The following is a 16,032-nucleotide window of genomic DNA, read 5'->3' as shown; positions in this document are numbered from 1 at the left end:
ATCAAGACCACCATCAAGATCGGCTACGGCTACCGCAACCTCGACAACCTCATCAGCCTCGTCATGCTCAAATGCGGCGGACTCGACCTACAACTCCCCGGACGCCAATAACCAGCAGGCCGGACCAGTGTTCCACACCCACACAAACACCCGAAGAGCCTTTATTTCATTGATGACGACGTGTGGAACACATTGTTCTCAGGAGACAATATGCTCGCCGGTTTGGCGGTGATTTTCACGTTGTGGGTCGCCAAAAACCTGTCAGGACTGAACAATTCCATTTCCGACGAGCTTGGCAGATGTCTGGACGACACCATTTCCAAGGCCCTGATCTATTATTCGGGATCTTATGCCGCGACGTTCTATGCAATCAATGTTCGCAGACCCGTAAGCGGCGCTCCTCTTCCTCGCTCGGCACCACAATACACCGCCTCAGCATGGGCGATAGGACTGATAATATTATTGGCCTTACTCACTACAGCCATCTTCGTCAAAACCGCCATCTGGTACCACAATTGGCTGATACGGACCAAACACGGCACCAGCCAGTTCGTCAGGGATGGCAGCTGCACCATTGATGCCATATTCGAGGATGATAGCGCCATCCAACGTGCGCCGTTTGGCAGGAACTCGGAAATCATCCAATCCGAATACGCTCCATTCAGCATCATAGAGGCCGTCGATAGACACGCGCCATACACCGCATTGAACATGATGGACGAGTTCAATCGGTTTGTCGGCAGCCAGTGGGCCGACAAGCATCGGCCCACCAATCAACCGTCGGCATGAACAATCATCACATAGCCATAGGGACTTCCGGCAATGGCACAGGATTCGTATATCCCTGCGGCAGCTCCGGCTTGAGACGTCCCCTCAAAAATGTGATGAGTTCAATCGGAATCTGCGAAATATCCTTATACGGGCCACAAGCGGCGATCTCGTCAATCAGCTGCTCGTCATTCACTGCAGGCACCTTGCCTGGCCAAAGCAGATCGTCCACCTGCGGGCTGCCATGAGAACCGCCGGTCAGACAGACCCTCCATTGCACATCCGCCTTCCACATGATGTATCCGAGTTCGCGACGCATCAGATCATTCCATAACGGCCGCTGTCGCCCCATATTCTCACTCATCGGCATCTCAGGGCGCCCATTCACACCGCGAACGAAAGCATGCTGCGCAACGGACAACCTCAGCAGCTCCCCCTCGGTGATACTGGTATACACGGTATCGGAACCACCCTTATAGTTCTTTGCATCAACGAACCAGACGTGCAGGCGATCATCCAGTCCCAGTCCCACGACGATGCCATCGATGTCAGCGTCTACGTCATGCAGATTCTCGTCCAGTCCGTACAGACTCCAGAAGCTGATGACGTTCGGCACAAGACCCACCGTCTTAGCCAAGGCGATTTCACCTTCTTCGCCGCTTTTTATCCGACCTCTGCCGAAATTGGAAGATTCCAATCCAACGCCGGGAATACCATACATACGGTATCCGTCACGCAGATCACCAAGGCTGACATTCTTGCCGCTCTCCCACAGTCGACTCGAGACGCCCGGGACATCAGAATCGACGATTGGGTAGCCCCGCCAACTACTGGTCTGGTCTTCGCACTGAGGAATCGAATATCGTTGAGCCAGCTGTGAAAGCCTGCCATCAGGAGTTTCCAGCCATCGCTCATGCTCATAATTCCTGCGGTTCTCATCAGCGTCAGGACGTTGAATCACCACTACCACAAGAATCACCATGGCAAGGACTCCCACGGCAAACCATGCGAGAGAATCAGGCGCGTATAACACAAACGGCAGCGTGGTCTTCCTTCCAGCACGACTGCGTATGGCATCCGCCAAACTCCAGACACCATAAGCTCCCAGCAGCCCGACCAGTATCGCGGCATACCCCCAACCTTTCGGCAGGCTTGTGTACGCCCAGTGGGCGACGTTATACACCACCGCCAGAGCCGCAAACGTCAGCAACAGCCATATGATGAACATCGACGTTCCCATTGTTTTCCCATAATCCTTTCACGCTAGAAATCGTTCACATTCGTGAACATTCGTTACACCTATGTCAACAGGACAAATGGAAAACAATCGGGGATGCCCCCTCTTCTCGGTTCCGCGTTCGTCTTACGGCCCCTGCTGTGAAGGAAGCCCGTCCATCAGGCAAGGACACGCCGTCCGCGTTTTGTCCGGTTGCAATGAGTGAAGACGACGATGATGAAAGGAGCCGCCTATAAGGATGGAAACAACACCCTCCTTTTTGTGTGCAAAGGGCCGGAAACCCGTTCGCAGTGAACGGGTCCCGGCCCTTTGCTGTCTATGCGTCATTCCGTCTGCGGTTATGCGCCCACATCGATGAGGCGATGCGCGGCAAGTCCGATGAGCCAACGGCCGGTCACCGTGTAGCCGGGATACAGCCGTTCGAGAGCCTCGGCGTAGAGCGCCTGCTGCTGCGCGTAGTCGTCGTGCAGACGGCGGGCCCACTGGTCCACGTTTTCGCCGGGGCGCAGACGGTCGGTCTTGTAATCGAACAGGATGATGGATTTCGTCTCGTCGTCCACGACGAAGCCGTCGATGACGCCGCGGACCACGACACCGCCGTCGTCCGCCGTCGTGATCCCCGGATTCCGCTCCGTTTCGGCTTGGATGTCCAGCCGGCTGACATCCATCAGCGAGGAGAACGGCATCTCGCGGAAAAGCCTATCGGGATTCGTGCGGATGGTGGCGACGAGACTGCGCAACGCCTCTTCGCTGGCTGCATCGGCGGCACCAACAGCATCGATGCCGACCTTGGCCCCGGCAGCGTCCGAATCGGATTCGCCACCGGTGACGAACCACAACAGGCCGCCAAACAGCCCGTCGCCGCGCAGCGTCCGCGCAACGGGCTCGGAAGTCATGCCGGAATCCTCCAGACGGCCGATCGCCGCCAGCAGCCCCTGACGGCATTCCTCTACGCCGTCGGCATGATGCCAGTCGAACAGTTCGAGCGCGGCGTGTGCGCCGGTGCCGAGTTCTGCCGGCGAGACTTCCGTCCCCGACCCTGCCGGCGCCGAACCCGTATGGTCGAGCATGAAGGCCGGCAGGTCCAGACGATGGGTACGCCATGCGGACGCCTCCGTATTGTCGTCAAGACCTTCAGCCACGGCCTCGACCTCATCCGACTTTTCTTCCACATCGTTCGGACCGTCGTCGGTACCGTCACCCAACGGTGTCGCCAAGGCGAGCCACGCCCGCGCCCCCGAAGCGTTCACCGCGGACGGTATGCGCGCCAGCGTGTCGGAGTCATGGCGTCGCAGGGTCTCTTCGGCACCGATTCCCGTCACATCGAGCCGCTTACGGGTATACGCATAGCCGGGCGTCGATTCCGTCATCTGCGTGGGATCCTGCGGCCAGCCGTCATGGCACGTCACCGTGACGCACAGACCGGGGCGGGAGACCTCGGCGGAGAGCCCCGGCTCCTGCGGGATGGGCAGTGAATAGGGCTTGCCGTCGGCGGGAACCCCATCCCATGCTCCGGTGAGTACCAGCGAACCGCCGACCGAGAGCGGACCGGCGACCAGGCCACGGAAGATCCACGACAGATACGTGGACTCCTTGACCATCATCGATGGGTCAAGGGTTCCAAATTCACCGCCGTCCGACGGTGCCGGCCACATGGAATCGACGTAGCTCCGAGGACGGAAGCCGTCGTTTTTGGCCTTCTTCTCCGGCATATACGTTCCCGCGATGATGAGTTTCCTCTCCGGACGGGTCAGCGCCACATACAGCAGCCGCAGTCGTTCGGCGGCTTCGCGCCGATCGGAGAGCTCAAGCAGGCCCGCCCTCTGAACGGTGCCGATTTTGATGTCCTGACCGGCGTTGGCGAAGTCCATGCCGGCGACGCCGTATGTTCCGGCATCGTTCGGCAGCACCAATACGTCGGGCGTCAGGGAATGATTGATGTTGGATGTGGCAGCGTTCATCAGAATCACCACCGGCCACTGCAGCCCCTTGGCCTTATGGATGGTCGTGATGTGCACGGCATTCGTCGTGGCGGTGGTGGAGGCCTCGTCCCCCGCATCGCCGATGTTCTTCCATGAATCCACGGCGTCGAGGAACGCCCGCAGACCCGGTTCGCGCGCGGCGCCGAACGTCTTGGCCTTGTCACACAGCGACTCCAGGTTCGCCGTTCTCTGCACCCCGTCCGGCAGCCGTCCTACATAGTCGAACAGCCCCGTCACGGCGAACAGATGCCACAGCAGTGCGTCGACGGGATGGGTCCGCGCATAGTCGCGCAGGTCGTCGAGTAACGCAAGGAACGCCCGGCACCGGTCGCGCAACGATGCGGGCAGGTCGGCCTCGTCGTCATGGGCCGCCTTGCCGAGGAGCCCATGGAAGCCGCCCTTGCCCAGCAGCCGCAGTCGTGCCAGATCATCGTCGGAGAAACCGACGCCACGCAGCACCGTCACCAGCGGCACATCCTGCCGTGCGTTGTTGATGACGCGCAGCCAGTTGACGGCGAGCACGATCTCCGGCTTGCGATAGAAGTCGCCGACGCCGACGACATCCACGGGAATGTCCTGCGCCAGCAGTCGCTCGGCAAGATCGCCGAAATAGCGGGAACCATAGGAGAGCACCGCGATGTCGCCGTAATCGTATCCTTCATGCTCCACCAGCCCGATGATGCGGTCCACAATCATATCGGTCTGCTTTTGAGGAGCGGAGTCACGTTGCTCGATCTCCGCCGTGGAAGTGTTCGCGAGCTTCAGACTGCACAGCAGGAATTCGACGGCCGTCGGGTCGAAGGGCAGGGCTTCATCGGCATCGTCTCCACCGGGCCTGATATGCAGTCGTTCGTCACGATAGTCGACCTTGCCCATCCCCTCGGTCATCAAACCATCGAACACGGCGTTGACGAACGTGAGAATCTCAGGACGCGAACGATAGTTGGTCCACAGGGCATCCCGGAATTCCGGTTTCGTTTCGTTGACGATTTTGACGAACTCATCGGGGCTGGCGTCTCGGAAGCCATAGATGCTCTGCTTGACATCGCCAACCATGGTGAGTTTTTCGGCGTTTTTGGCAAGCCTGCGGATGAAGGTGTTCTGCAGGTCGTTGTCGTCCTGGCTTTCGTCCACGTAGATATGCGTCCACTGCCCGCGCACGCGATCGGCGACGCCGTCGTCATCGGACAATATGTCGAGAGCCCAATGGGCGACATCGCTGAAGTCAGCGAGCCTGAGCCGTTTTTTCTCTCTGCCGTACTCCCCATCAAACCATCGGACGCACTGATACAACGTGTCAAGACGACATTTCATCGTCCGGTAGAAACGGTTGGTCTCGTCACAGGAGAGCGCCACCAGCGAGGCAAGCCGCTTCAACGGCTTCTGCACGGCACCGACGATGCGCGCAGCCTCGCCGTTGACGTCTTCGAAATCGCACTCACGGGGTGCCTCGCCACAATATCGCTCCTTGTCAAGATCATCCTCCTTGTTTTTCTGCACATGATATTTCAGCGGCATCTTCTTCCCGCCATGGAACATGGTGGAATCGCCATTGATATCGCTTGAGCAGAAATCGGAGATCGTCCCCTTGGACTTCGATCCGCCGCCGTCATGGAACTTTCCGGACAGATCCCGCCATGCCATTACACGCATGTTCCTAGACAAATCACGGATGAATGGGCTTTCCAACGGCTTGAAGTACCGTAGCGTCGCGACCCGCTCGCCTTCGAATTCGCTCCCCTTCCAATCGACATCCACCTGCTTCTGGATGTATTGCAGATACTCCTGCTCCTTGGCGTATGCCTTTTCGAATTCGGCGAGATTCCTGTCGATGTACAGGTCGATCAGACTGCTGACCCCATACACCGGCAAGGTCTCGCTGAAGGTGATGTCGTATGGTTCGGAGATATGCGCCAACCATGCCACGTGGCTCGACTTGGTAATCGCCGTCTCATAGAGTTCAAGAATCGCCGTACGGAGTCGGGCGTCGTTACGGGCGCCGCCGAAGTTCTCCAGCAGATCCATGAAACGCCCATGGAAGGAGTCGTCTTCCCCATACCATTGCTCGAACAGTGCGGTCAGCACGGAATCACGCAATTCGTTGCACATTCCCGTGTCGGCCAGAATCCGCATTCCCGGCTGTGCGTCCGGCAAGACTTCGGCATTGCGGTCCACTATATGTTTCGACAACGAGTCGATGGTGCTGATCTGCGCGGACGGCAGATCGTTCAACGCCTGGTTGAACACGCGGATGGCATTGCCCGGGTCTTCGCGAATGGTCCTGGCGAGTTCGCCGTCATCGCCGCCGATTCTGAAATCCCGGTCTCGCATCTTCAGGCCACCGGACTCGCAACCGCCGTTTTGCTCGGCATAGTCGATGGCGAATCGCAGGCTCTCGTCCAACCGACGACGCATCTCCGCCGCGGCGGCATTGGTGAATGTGATGACCAGCGACGTGCGGATGGACCGCGAATCTTCCTGGTTCCGATTGCGGTTCAGCAGGTCGAGCAGCACGGTCTGCAGCAGACGCGTGGTCTTGCCGGTACCGGCCGACGCCTTGATGACGTGCGTGAACTCCGAAAAACTCCTATCCTGAATCATTGCTCATTCTCCCTTGACGTCATCATCGAATACGGAAAAAACGAAGATTGTCTTTTTTCGGCTGCGTTATCTTCTTCAGCGTCACCGGAGGCTGCATATCATACGCATCGCCGACGATGAGGTCGAGGGCGATGACGTCGGCATAGTCGCTGTATTTCACGCCGTCGCGACCATCCTGACCGGACCTGATCTCCTTGAACGGGCGAATCGGCAATTCGCCGGCGAAAATGGCGGCGCAGGCGTCTTGGATCTTCCGATGGACGAAGGCGTCGATGGCGTCGACGCTCGACGACTCCAGCTTGCAGCCGTTCGACAGTGACCACGGCTTGACGACAAGGCCGGCTCCCGCCAGTCCTTGACCTGCCTTCTTCCGCTTCACCGATATATACCCGTAACTTCCCAGGTCAAGTGCCGACTTGCCGTCTTCGGGTCCGGCCGTCAGGGAAAACATCTCGGAATACTGATAGGTTTCGGTTTCCTTGCGCCGGATCGGGACGAAGAACATGCCAGCAACCGGAACATCATCCGATACGTTCGCCTTGACCGCCGCGGCATAGGTGAACAGCTGGAGTTCATGACCGTAGTAGACCTGACTGCCGTCGTATGCGCCGTCCTTGCCTTTCTTATCGTCCTTGCCTTTCTCTACGTCCTTGTCTTCTTTGTCGTCCTTGTCTTTTCTCGACTTTCCGAACAGGCTGCGATAGGAGGATTTGTAGTCGAACACAAGAAGCCCCGAAGTGGAGCATTGCGCGTTCTCGATGCGTTCGACACGGTCGATCTTCCCGTTGACGACGACCGGTATCGGTGTCGTCAGGCCGCTGATGACTCCGGGAACCGGGTCGAACGGCAACGCGGACCAGTCGCAGTGCCTGTTGCCGAGATCACCGAACTGCTGTTCGGTATACAGCGGAACGGATGTCGTCCCCCTATATTCCTTCGTCTTCCCCTCCTTGCTCTTGGGATTCGGCAACAGGCACTTCATCGCAGTCTTCGCCCAGCTTGCGCGCGTCTCCACCATGCGTCGGTTCATGTTCAGCAGCGTGACGATCATCTGACCATGAACGGCTTTCATGCGGTTGCTGGATTCCAACACCGTCATGCGTGGGTCGTCGTCGAGTACGGACCATCGGCCGTCTTCCCGGTGAATCCGCGCATAATCCCTGATGATGTCCACCATCTTCTCCGCCTGCGGCGGCTCGCCGGGACGCCTGACCATCCATTCGCCGACGGCATGCTCCAGTACGGCATGGTAGAAGGTGCCTTCCAGCATGGGGTCGAGGTCGTATGGACGCAACGGGTCCACCTTCAGACCACGGTGGAGGAAGAAATCGTACGGATTGCTGTAGTACTGCTCGATGGACGAGACCGAGGCGTTGAACACCAATGGGGACGTCGGATCGCCGACATCCTCGCGGCTCGCGAACATTCGGGTGGCCAGTTCGGGGTCGAGCGGCCGCTGCTCGTCGGGAAGGTCCACGAGATGGCTGTCGAGATCCTGGTGCGCACCGGATTCGGAGAGCCCGAAAACCGGCTCCCCCGCTCCAGACATCGCTTTCACATACCGCGACGGCTCCTGTGCGCCGTCCGCCGTCGTCTTCGGATATGTGACGGTCAGCCGTTCCGCGGCGTTCCGCGTCACCAGATTGAACGCGATGGGTTCGCGCAATGCCTTGGCCTCCACGGTCCGCGACCGCAGCGCCCATGCGGATACGTTCTTGCCGTTGCGGTCGAGGCCGGCGGCAATCGTCCGGCGTTCGGAATCGTCGAGCAGTCCGGTTTCGTGCGGAATGGCCGGCAGCTGTGATTCGCCGGCGCCGAGTACGTAGATGAGACGGTAGGGGCGCATGGCCGTGGGGAAGGCGACCACGTCGACGGCGTTCATCGCCTTGGGGCGCACTCCCAACGGCTGCATGGCGAGTAGTGTGGCGAGGTTGTCGGCGAAGGTGGGGGCGAAATCCTCGAATGGCGCGTCGCCGAAGTGGCGGACCATGTCGTCGAACGCGTTCATGATGGCGTGCCATACCTGTTGGGTTTGCGCGAAGTCGCGTCGTTTGGTTTCGGCGTCCCCTTGGTTCTCATCCCATTGCGCGGAGGTGACGCCGGCATCGGCCAGTACTGTGACCATGTCGGTCAGGACCTCGCGCACGGTGCGTTTCGTGTCGTCTTGGAATCCAATCGCCTTGGATATCCTGCTGCGGAACGCATCAACGACTCCCGGCAGGGAATCCTCGGGGGCTTCCTCCCATATCGTTGCCGCGTCGGAGGTGATGAGCAGGTTCTCCAGCCGGTCAAGGTCGGCACGACGTATGGGCTTCCACTCCCCTATTCCGCCGATGGGCCTGACGCTGTATTTCAGGTTGTGCAGCAGTCCGCTGCGCAGCACGCGCAATATCGCGACGGGTTCGCGCCGTGAGAATGCGGGGTCGAGCAGGCCGAGCATCAGGCCGGCGAGCGGATGGTCACGCATGGTGGAGGCCGGTGTGGCGTTGATGGGGATGCGCCGATACGTGAATTCGGGTTCCATCATGGCGCGGTATTGACTGAGGTCCCGTGCGGTGACGAGGATGTCGCCGTAGGAAAGCGCGCCTCCGGCCTTCTGTACCTGATTGCGGATGTCCTGCGCGACGAAGCGGAGTTCGTCGGCCGGGGTGTTCATCGCATAGGAGCGGAATATGGTGTGGCCGTAAGGACGGAGTATGGCGGGCAGGGAACGCCGTGACCGATCGTTGCCGTCGAGGATGCCGATGAGGCTTTGATAGGCGGGTTCGTCGCCAACCGTGGCTGCGGCATCGGCGGACGGATGGAACATCACGTGCGCATACTCGTGCATGGCGGCGATGGCGAGCGCCTCCGAGGGGTCGTTTTTCTCGAATCCGTAGAGGTGGAATCGGCATTCACGACCATGGTCATGCAGCCAGTCGCGGATGGCCGGCCCGACTTCACCTGTCATGGTGGCGTCGGAACCGAACTTGCGTTCCACGCTTGCGAGCAGTGCTCTTAGGGCTTTCAGCCGCTGGGAGTCGGCGGGGATGTCGGCGGAGGTGACGCCGCCCTTGCGCAGTTCCTCGATCTGGGAGGCGTACTGGTTCACCGAGCCGAAGAGTCGTCCGGATTCGCGGAACAGTTCCTGCCTGTGCGTCATCTCCTGGGCGACGAAGGCGCGTAATGCGAACGGGGAGACGACGGGACGCACGAAGCTGCCGCCATCATGGCCGCCGATGACCGAACGTACGAGACTGGAGAACGAGTGTACGCCGATGGTGACGCCGGGACAGAGCCGGCCGGGGACCTGATCGCGCAGGTATTCCAATGTAGCGCGTTCGACGGTTGCCCGCAGTCGCGCCGGCGTGATGATGAATGTACGGGGAGCTGCTCCGGTGTTGGTCACGCCCGTGGCGGCATCGTCGAACGCCCCGGCGATCGTCGCGGCGAGTCCGGGATTCGCCATGGCGTCACAAACGTGGCGTTCCCGCTCCATCCGCTCGGCCGGAGACTCCTGTTCGGCGTCATCGGAGGTGGCGTTTCTGCGCATGATGACGAATTTGCATTGCGAGCCGTCGCCCTGCTCGCCAAGGTTGTAGGCGTTGGCCACGCTAAGGTGATATCGCGGCGTGAGGCCGGTGACGTCGGACGTCCCAGACATGCTTTCGGGTTCCGGAACTTCCGGAGCATAGTCGTCGTTCTTCCATGTGTCGCGTCGATTGGGCAGACTATCGCACGCGTGGCGTTCGTGCTCGTTCACCGTGGTCTTCCATTGCGACCGGCCGTTGCCGTACCGACGTACACCCACGTTCTCGTTATCGCGATAGATGACGGAGACATAGTCGTCGTCGCCCAGCATTCTCGCCACCCGCAGGGCGACGACCTCGCGCGACGCCTGGCTGTTGGCGAACAGCATGGCCGCATGACGGGCCTCGACCGGCTCCCCCGGCTTTGGGCCAAATTGTTCGACCAGATCGTCGGGCACCAGCATCAGCGACGCGAACCGGTCGCAGGCGTCCTCCTCGAAGGATTTGGCGGCGTCGTTGGTGATGCTGCACGTGAATATCAAATCTTTATCGGTCTGCTGTAAGTGGTGTCCGATTTCATGCAGCAATGTGAAGTTCCGACGACGAATGCCCCTGGCATCACCCAGTTCCTTGCCATCACCGCACGCTATGCGAATGATTCCGGAATGACCGCCTGTGAGCTCATACTGACCGATGATGCCGTTCTTGCCTTCGCCGAAGACGAAGCCGCTTGGTTCGTCGTCATCATCCTCGCCGGATTCGTGCTGCGGACATATCGTTATCTCCTCGGCAAGCAGGCTTATCAGACCAAACGGATCCATGCAGGCCTTGGCGGAGAATCCGGGGAACCGTTCCTCCGCCAGCTCACGCATCCGTCCGACCTGTTGGTTCACCACATCATCGTCGTATGAGCCCATCATCATCGGCTACTCCTTTGAGTCTTCGGACTTGCTCACCTTATGCAGGACCTTCGCCCAACGCGACCGTCCATCGCCGCCGTGACGTGCCGCAAGCTGGAAGTTCTCCACCTTGGCTCGTTTCGCAAGCTCCATACGGCCATCGGCATGTTCCTGCTCGGCGATCCGATCGGCGGCGCGACGCCACAGCGGCTGTTCCACCTCGACAAGCAGATCATCCGGCAGACTCATGCCCTGATTCACCAAACTGTCGGGCAGGCCGGCATCGATCAGCCGCTTACGCTCATCGACGCCGAGTTCGAGACTGCCGTTCAACACCGCCGCGGCCTCCTGGGCGGAGTGCCCCAGATCCATCACCGCATCGAACAACTTGCGCTTGTCCGCAACGGAGAATCCTTCCGCCGCATCCTCCTGATGCAGCGCCGGCAGCTTCTCCAGCATCTCATGCCAGCGAATAAAAAGGACCGCACGCCAGCGGAATTCCGATATCGCAGTCACCCTGCGCTCCGTCAACGAAAGCCTTCCCTTTTCCACGCCGGGCATCGGCTCCAGCTCATCGTCGATTGCATGGCGGACAACCTGTTCCGACAATTCGCCGCAGGGCACCTTCAGCAATCTCACGGGAACGACGGTGGTCAGCGACGGCCAGATCACCATGGGCATGCCCATCGGCGTGTCCGTAATAACCACGGAATCGTCAGTCTGCAGCGTCACGTCATTGCTCATCGCGGTGACGACGACCGCACGATCGTCGCATTCACCAGGTACGAGAACCAGCGCGTATTCCGCTCTCTCACCATCATCCAAGAGCCAGATCTGACCGGACTTCGGCCCCTTCTGCAGGGTTTTGCCAACATACTCGTCGTCACTCAGTTTCACAATCTGCTCAGGCAGGGGGAAACGCTCTCTCAGGGAGGCCAAATCATTCATATTCAGTGCTTCGTTCATCGTTCGCTCCCATCAAAGCGCATATTATTCAGATAGGCCTTCGCTCTCTCAAGCCCAAGCCGCTTCAGTTTTTCAACAAGTTCAGGGTCGTTAATCATTGCCGCATATCTGGTGTCCTCGGCCACGGCATCATATGCCACCTCCTCGAAGGTGGTATCGGTCTTGTCGGAGTAACGATTCTCCGTCACCTCGTCGAGCTCCCTCATGTATTGCGGATCGTTCGAGTGATCGCCGATGAGATACGGGCAGCTGGCCACCACCAAATCAGCCACGGTAGGTACTACGAGAGCGCCATCGGCCGCGGTGAACACCGCCACCATCCAGACCTTGAACTGGTTGCCCTTGCCGAATTTCTTCCCCCGGCCCTTCTCCTTGTGAATCTTTCCGTTGGAGTCCCGCACCCACCTCTTCTGAGCACGCTGCTGATGATCCAGCTCGACGTCCTCCCTGCTGGGCCAGTCGACCGGATGCTGATCCGCCACCGGCTTCAGACTGTCGACGGTCGCATCGGAATGCTTCGACGGTCCGCCTTTCAGCCAATACCATGGCTGTTCCGAATCGTACTTGTCATCCCTTTTCAGCTGCGAATCCAAACGGTCCAGCAGTCGGCCATAGTCGCCTTCCGCTACGACGTTCATCATCCATTGTTTCAATGCCTTGCTCGCATATGCCCTGAACTGTTCATCGGTGGAAGCAGTCTGATACAGCTTGATGAATCTGGGATTCAGGCAGGCCACGCCATCGATGTCCTGCAGATAGCAGAACTCCAGGGCGCAGTCCTCAGACTCCTCAAAGCGCCATCCCCATTGGGAGTTACGGTGAAGGATTCCCCTCGCCACCACCCCGAGCGCGGCGAAGGTCCTCTGTCCCGGCCCCCTACGTTCGGCTATCTCCTCGCCAATGGAATATCGGGGGTTGAATCCCGCGATATCCAGGTGCTTGGGCTTTTCATACATGTCGAATCTCGGTTTCCATGCCGTCGATTTCGACGTTTCCCTTCCACCCATGAGACCTCCTTTGTGGAGAGATTGTTCCGTTTCGATTCTAGTGGGGGCACCCTCGATTCGGGGGATTTGCCACCGCATCGCGGATGGCGTGGCCATATCATCCGTGGTCATCGTGTCGTACCTCCTTATCCGTTCCCGTGAACGGCTTCACCATGGTTAACCGGACAATTCGCCGCAGGCGTCGAAACGACCGCGCCGCCGATTTCATGGAATCTGTCCGGTTATCCATGACGTACCGATTCCCACGACACAAAGGAGCACATCATGACAACGATCAGCCACGACCACGACCGCATCGAAGACAACGCCGACGCCGCCGTCAATGAGGGAGCCGCCCCCGTCAAGGCGACCAAGACGGACGCCGCCAAGTCCTCTACGGGGAACGGCCGCCCGAGGCATCCCGAATTCCTCGGCACGATTAATACCCATGCCGATACGTTCACCTACGCCATGATGATTGCACGCATCGTCCGCGCCAACGGTGGGGACAACTCCGACCCCGAGGAGTTCCAGCGCATCGCCGCGAAGCGCGGCTGCACGTTCACCGATGAGCAGCTCGCGGTACTCACCGCCATCTAGCGTCCGGAACCGGGCTTCCGGCGGGGAGGCAGGGGCCTCATGGCGCCGGCCTCCCCGCCGCGGCGACGTCGCCACATATCAGCCGTCCTACATGATCCGGCAGTTTGTCGACGACGTCATGGTGGGCGGGGACGGATCGTCGGCCCCGCTCAGTCCCACAGGTGGACGGCGTTGCGGCCTATCCAAGCCCAGGCCTCCTCGAACTTCCTGTCGATTTCGGCCTGGCGCCGCAACGCCTCGTCGATGCCGTAGACGTCGGCGTAATGGTCGAGCCGGTCGGCGGCACCGCCATGCCATTCGCACCACATGCGCAGCACGGCCGACGCGTAGGCAAGATCCTCGAACCATGCGCACCGGTCGACGCCGACCTCGCGGACGGTCGCCATGCGGAATCCTCCCCCATCGTCATTGCGGCCGGAACGCCGCGAAAGACAGGAAAGACAGCGCAGCGGATGACGCAATGCGTCGAACAGGCGATGCGGACCATCGTGTGCCGCCGCTTGCTCTGCACGCCGCCTGACGCCGTCGTCGGCGGTGGCGGTGGTTTCGGCGATCGCGTCGCCAGTCTTCCCGACATCAGACTCGGCAACGAATTCCCTGCCATCATCGGACACGAACGTGGCACCGGGCGTCAATGCGCCGGAATCCATCCATCGTTCCAGCTGCTCGTCGGTGTCGTGACGGTGCTTCAGCCATTTGCGCCGGTCGCCATAGGCGGGCGCGTATCCTTCGGATGCGAGGCTGAAATCCTCCAGCATGTTCGCCAGCCGCAGCACCTCGTTGCAGCCGAGATCCAACAGGTCATGGTCCGAATAGCCTCGTTTCACACGCTGACGGAACCAGACGACGTGGTTTCCGGTGTCACGGAGCCAATCCGCAATCGCACGCAACGTCTGTGCCGACTTCCTCATCTTCGTTCCTTTCCCGAATACGGATGTACACCATCGATAACCGGACAAATTACGGAACGATCACGCGCCCGTCGACCATCACAGCGGTGTTCCGACGCGATCCGCTGATGCCTGCCTTGCGAAACGGCAGCTTCACCGAAACAAACGGATTCCGGGCGAGTGCGCCGTTGGTATCGGCCAGTGCGCGCATGGATCCGGCGAACGGACGGTGCGCCTATTCGCCCAGCAGCCAGTCCGGTATGGATGTGATGCGGATGCCGTCCGAGGTTATACCGTTTCGCACATGGTCGTAGGTCAGGATGGTTTTGGGGAAGGAGTCGTTCAGCGCTCGCAGCGGAGATATCTCCCGCTCGAAGACCCGATCGTCGGTAAGGGTCTGTGCGATCTGGAAGTATTCCCGATGCTGGTGCCGGGTGGCCACGAAGTCGATTTCCCCTGTCTTGCCGGATGTGGTCGGCAGCACGCCGACCGATACGTGGTTGCCTCTGCGGAGCAGTTCGTTGGCGACGACGTTTTCCAACTGGAATCCCAAATCCTCGACGGGGAAGTTCGCGGCCAGATTGCGCAGTCCGGTGTCGACGGGGTAGAACTTGCGCAACGGGTTGAGCAGTCCCTTGCCTTTGAGCCCGGTCTGGGCCAGGCCGTTGAGGATGTAGGCGCGTTCCAGTGCGTCGATGTAGTTGTCGACGGTGTCCTGCGAGGTGCGGAATCCTGCGCTTTTGATGGCGCCGACCACTTTGCGCATGGAAAACAGGTTGCCGGAGGTGGAGAACAGGTAGGCGACGAGACGACTGAGCATGGCCAGATCCCGTACGTTCAGACGCGCGGCCACATCGTTGAGAATGACGGTGTCGAAGATGGCGGAAAGCTCCCGGGCGATGTCTTCCTCATCAGGTTCCTTGAGCGAGAAGAGGCTGGGCGTGCCGCCGTAACGCAGGTAGTCGGCGAAGGCTGTTTCCGTGCTTGATGCGGAGCTTTCAGCGACCTGTCGGAAGTCCAGGTATTCGCGGAACGACAGCGGATAGACGTCGATGGGAATGTACCGGCCGGCCAGCAGGGTGGCCAGATCGGAAGAAAGGAAGTGTGCGTTCGATCCGGTGATGGTCACATCCACACCGTCTTTGGCGTGCAGGCCTCGCACCACATGCTCCCACCCCCGCACTTCCTGGATTTCGTCGAGGAACACGTAGAACATGGCATGGGGGTCGGCGGCGTCCATGGCGTTGGCGATGTCGTACGCGAGATCGCCAGCCGATTGGACGAGCGGCAATCCGAATTCGTCGAACCGCTTGTAGAAGATGTTGGAGGCGTTCACACCATCGTCGACCAGTTGCCGGATGAACAACGAGACGATGCCGGATTTGCCGCTTCGTCGCACACCGCGCAGCACTTTGATCTGTTCGCCCCCCCCGGTATCGTTCCAGCAGTGACAGGTATTGCGGACGAGGATAGAGGGTTCTCTTCGGGGTGGGCATCGCCGGCACCGCCTTTCACCGCGAGGTGCCTCATTTGAAAGTGAGCGCGTAATCCGGAGTGGTGCCTCACTTGGGGTGAGCGCGAAATCCTAGTCCTT

10 protein-coding genes are annotated in these 16,032 nt (G+C 59.9%); 2 read left to right on the top strand and 8 right to left on the bottom strand.

The window, feature by feature from the left end:
• Positions 1 to 210 precede the first annotated feature (210 nt).
• Complete coding sequence (locus DF200_RS09480) at positions 211 to 789, top strand: hypothetical protein (protein ID WP_109138031.1); 579 nt, start codon at positions 211 to 213, stop codon at positions 787 to 789.
• A 7-nt stretch (positions 790 to 796) separates the two neighbouring features.
• Here DF200_RS09480 and DF200_RS09475 read toward each other — a convergent pair whose 3' ends face one another.
• The 5 genes from DF200_RS09475 to DF200_RS09455 form a co-directional block, all read right to left on the bottom strand.
• Positions 797 to 2,008 carry a hypothetical protein gene (locus DF200_RS09475; protein WP_109138030.1) on the bottom strand — a complete coding sequence of 404 codons (1,212 nt, stop codon included), beginning with the start codon at positions 2,006 to 2,008 and terminating at the stop codon, positions 797 to 799.
• A 335-nt stretch (positions 2,009 to 2,343) separates the two neighbouring features.
• Positions 2,344 to 6,588, bottom strand: coding sequence for a UvrD-helicase domain-containing protein (locus DF200_RS09470; RefSeq protein ID WP_109138029.1), 4,245 nt, complete (start codon positions 6,586 to 6,588; stop codon positions 2,344 to 2,346).
• Positions 6,589 to 6,610: 22 nt separating this feature from the next.
• A complete protein-coding gene (locus DF200_RS09465; RefSeq protein WP_109138028.1) occupies positions 6,611 to 11,020 on the bottom strand; it encodes a PD-(D/E)XK nuclease family protein in 4,410 nt (1,469 codons plus the stop codon).
• Positions 11,021 to 11,023: 3 nt separating this feature from the next.
• Complete coding sequence (locus DF200_RS09460) at positions 11,024 to 11,962, bottom strand: hypothetical protein (protein WP_146192064.1); 939 nt, start codon at positions 11,960 to 11,962, stop codon at positions 11,024 to 11,026.
• The gene (locus tag DF200_RS09455; RefSeq protein WP_146192063.1) at positions 11,959 to 12,969 is read right to left on the bottom strand and encodes a hypothetical protein; all 1,011 of its coding nucleotides are present in this window, start codon (positions 12,967 to 12,969) and stop codon (positions 11,959 to 11,961) included. The genes DF200_RS09460 and DF200_RS09455 overlap by 4 nt, the downstream gene beginning before the upstream one ends.
• A gap of 264 nt (positions 12,970 to 13,233) precedes the next feature.
• On the opposite strand from DF200_RS09455, the gene DF200_RS09450 reads away from it, so the two are divergent.
• The gene (locus DF200_RS09450; RefSeq protein WP_109138025.1) at positions 13,234 to 13,548 is read left to right on the top strand and encodes a hypothetical protein; all 315 of its coding nucleotides are present in this window, start codon (positions 13,234 to 13,236) and stop codon (positions 13,546 to 13,548) included.
• Between the two features lie 149 nt (positions 13,549 to 13,697).
• Here the strand turns inward: DF200_RS09450 and DF200_RS09445 are convergent, their stop codons facing one another.
• Genes DF200_RS09445 through DF200_RS09440 form a run of 3 tightly spaced genes read right to left on the bottom strand, consistent with a single transcriptional unit; the run spans position 13,698 to position 15,849 of the window.
• On the bottom strand, positions 13,698 to 14,459 hold the full coding sequence (locus DF200_RS09445; RefSeq protein ID WP_109138024.1) for a hypothetical protein: 762 nt from the start codon (positions 14,457 to 14,459) through the stop codon (positions 13,698 to 13,700).
• A 49-nt stretch (positions 14,460 to 14,508) separates the two neighbouring features.
• Positions 14,509 to 14,649 carry a hypothetical protein gene (locus DF200_RS10885; RefSeq protein ID WP_158275839.1) on the bottom strand — a complete coding sequence of 47 codons (141 nt, stop codon included), beginning with the start codon at positions 14,647 to 14,649 and terminating at the stop codon, positions 14,509 to 14,511.
• A gap of 24 nt (positions 14,650 to 14,673) precedes the next feature.
• Positions 14,674 to 15,849, bottom strand: coding sequence for an ATP-binding protein (locus DF200_RS09440; protein ID WP_277725259.1), 1,176 nt, complete (start codon positions 15,847 to 15,849; stop codon positions 14,674 to 14,676).
• Positions 15,850 to 16,032: the final 183 nt, after the last annotated feature.

The organism is Bifidobacterium catulorum (assembly GCF_003129925.1).
GTDB lineage: Bacteria > Actinomycetota > Actinomycetes > Actinomycetales > Bifidobacteriaceae > Galliscardovia > Galliscardovia catulorum.
Note: the sequence above shows the minus strand (reverse complement) of the source record. Positions and strands in the feature narration are given on the sequence as shown.

Excerpts from the sequence above, each read along its gene's own strand:
- DF200_RS09480 (WP_109138031.1), top strand. The coding sequence starts at position 211 with ATGCTCGCCGGTTTGGCGGTGATTTTCACGTTGTGGGTCGCCAAAAAC.
- DF200_RS09475 (WP_109138030.1), bottom strand. The coding sequence starts at position 2,008 with ATGGGAACGTCGATGTTCATCATATGGCTGTTGCTGACGTTTGCGGCT.
- DF200_RS09470 (WP_109138029.1), bottom strand. The coding sequence starts at position 6,588 with ATGATTCAGGATAGGAGTTTTTCGGAGTTCACGCACGTCATCAAGGCG.
- DF200_RS09465 (WP_109138028.1), bottom strand. The coding sequence starts at position 11,020 with ATGATGATGGGCTCATACGACGATGATGTGGTGAACCAACAGGTCGGA.
- DF200_RS09460 (WP_146192064.1), bottom strand. The coding sequence starts at position 11,962 with ATGAACGAAGCACTGAATATGAATGATTTGGCCTCCCTGAGAGAGCGT.
- DF200_RS09455 (WP_146192063.1), bottom strand. The coding sequence starts at position 12,969 with ATGGGTGGAAGGGAAACGTCGAAATCGACGGCATGGAAACCGAGATTC.
- DF200_RS09450 (WP_109138025.1), top strand. The coding sequence starts at position 13,234 with ATGACAACGATCAGCCACGACCACGACCGCATCGAAGACAACGCCGAC.
- DF200_RS09445 (WP_109138024.1), bottom strand. The coding sequence starts at position 14,459 with ATGAGGAAGTCGGCACAGACGTTGCGTGCGATTGCGGATTGGCTCCGT.
- DF200_RS10885 (WP_158275839.1), bottom strand. The coding sequence starts at position 14,649 with ATGCGCGCACTGGCCGATACCAACGGCGCACTCGCCCGGAATCCGTTT.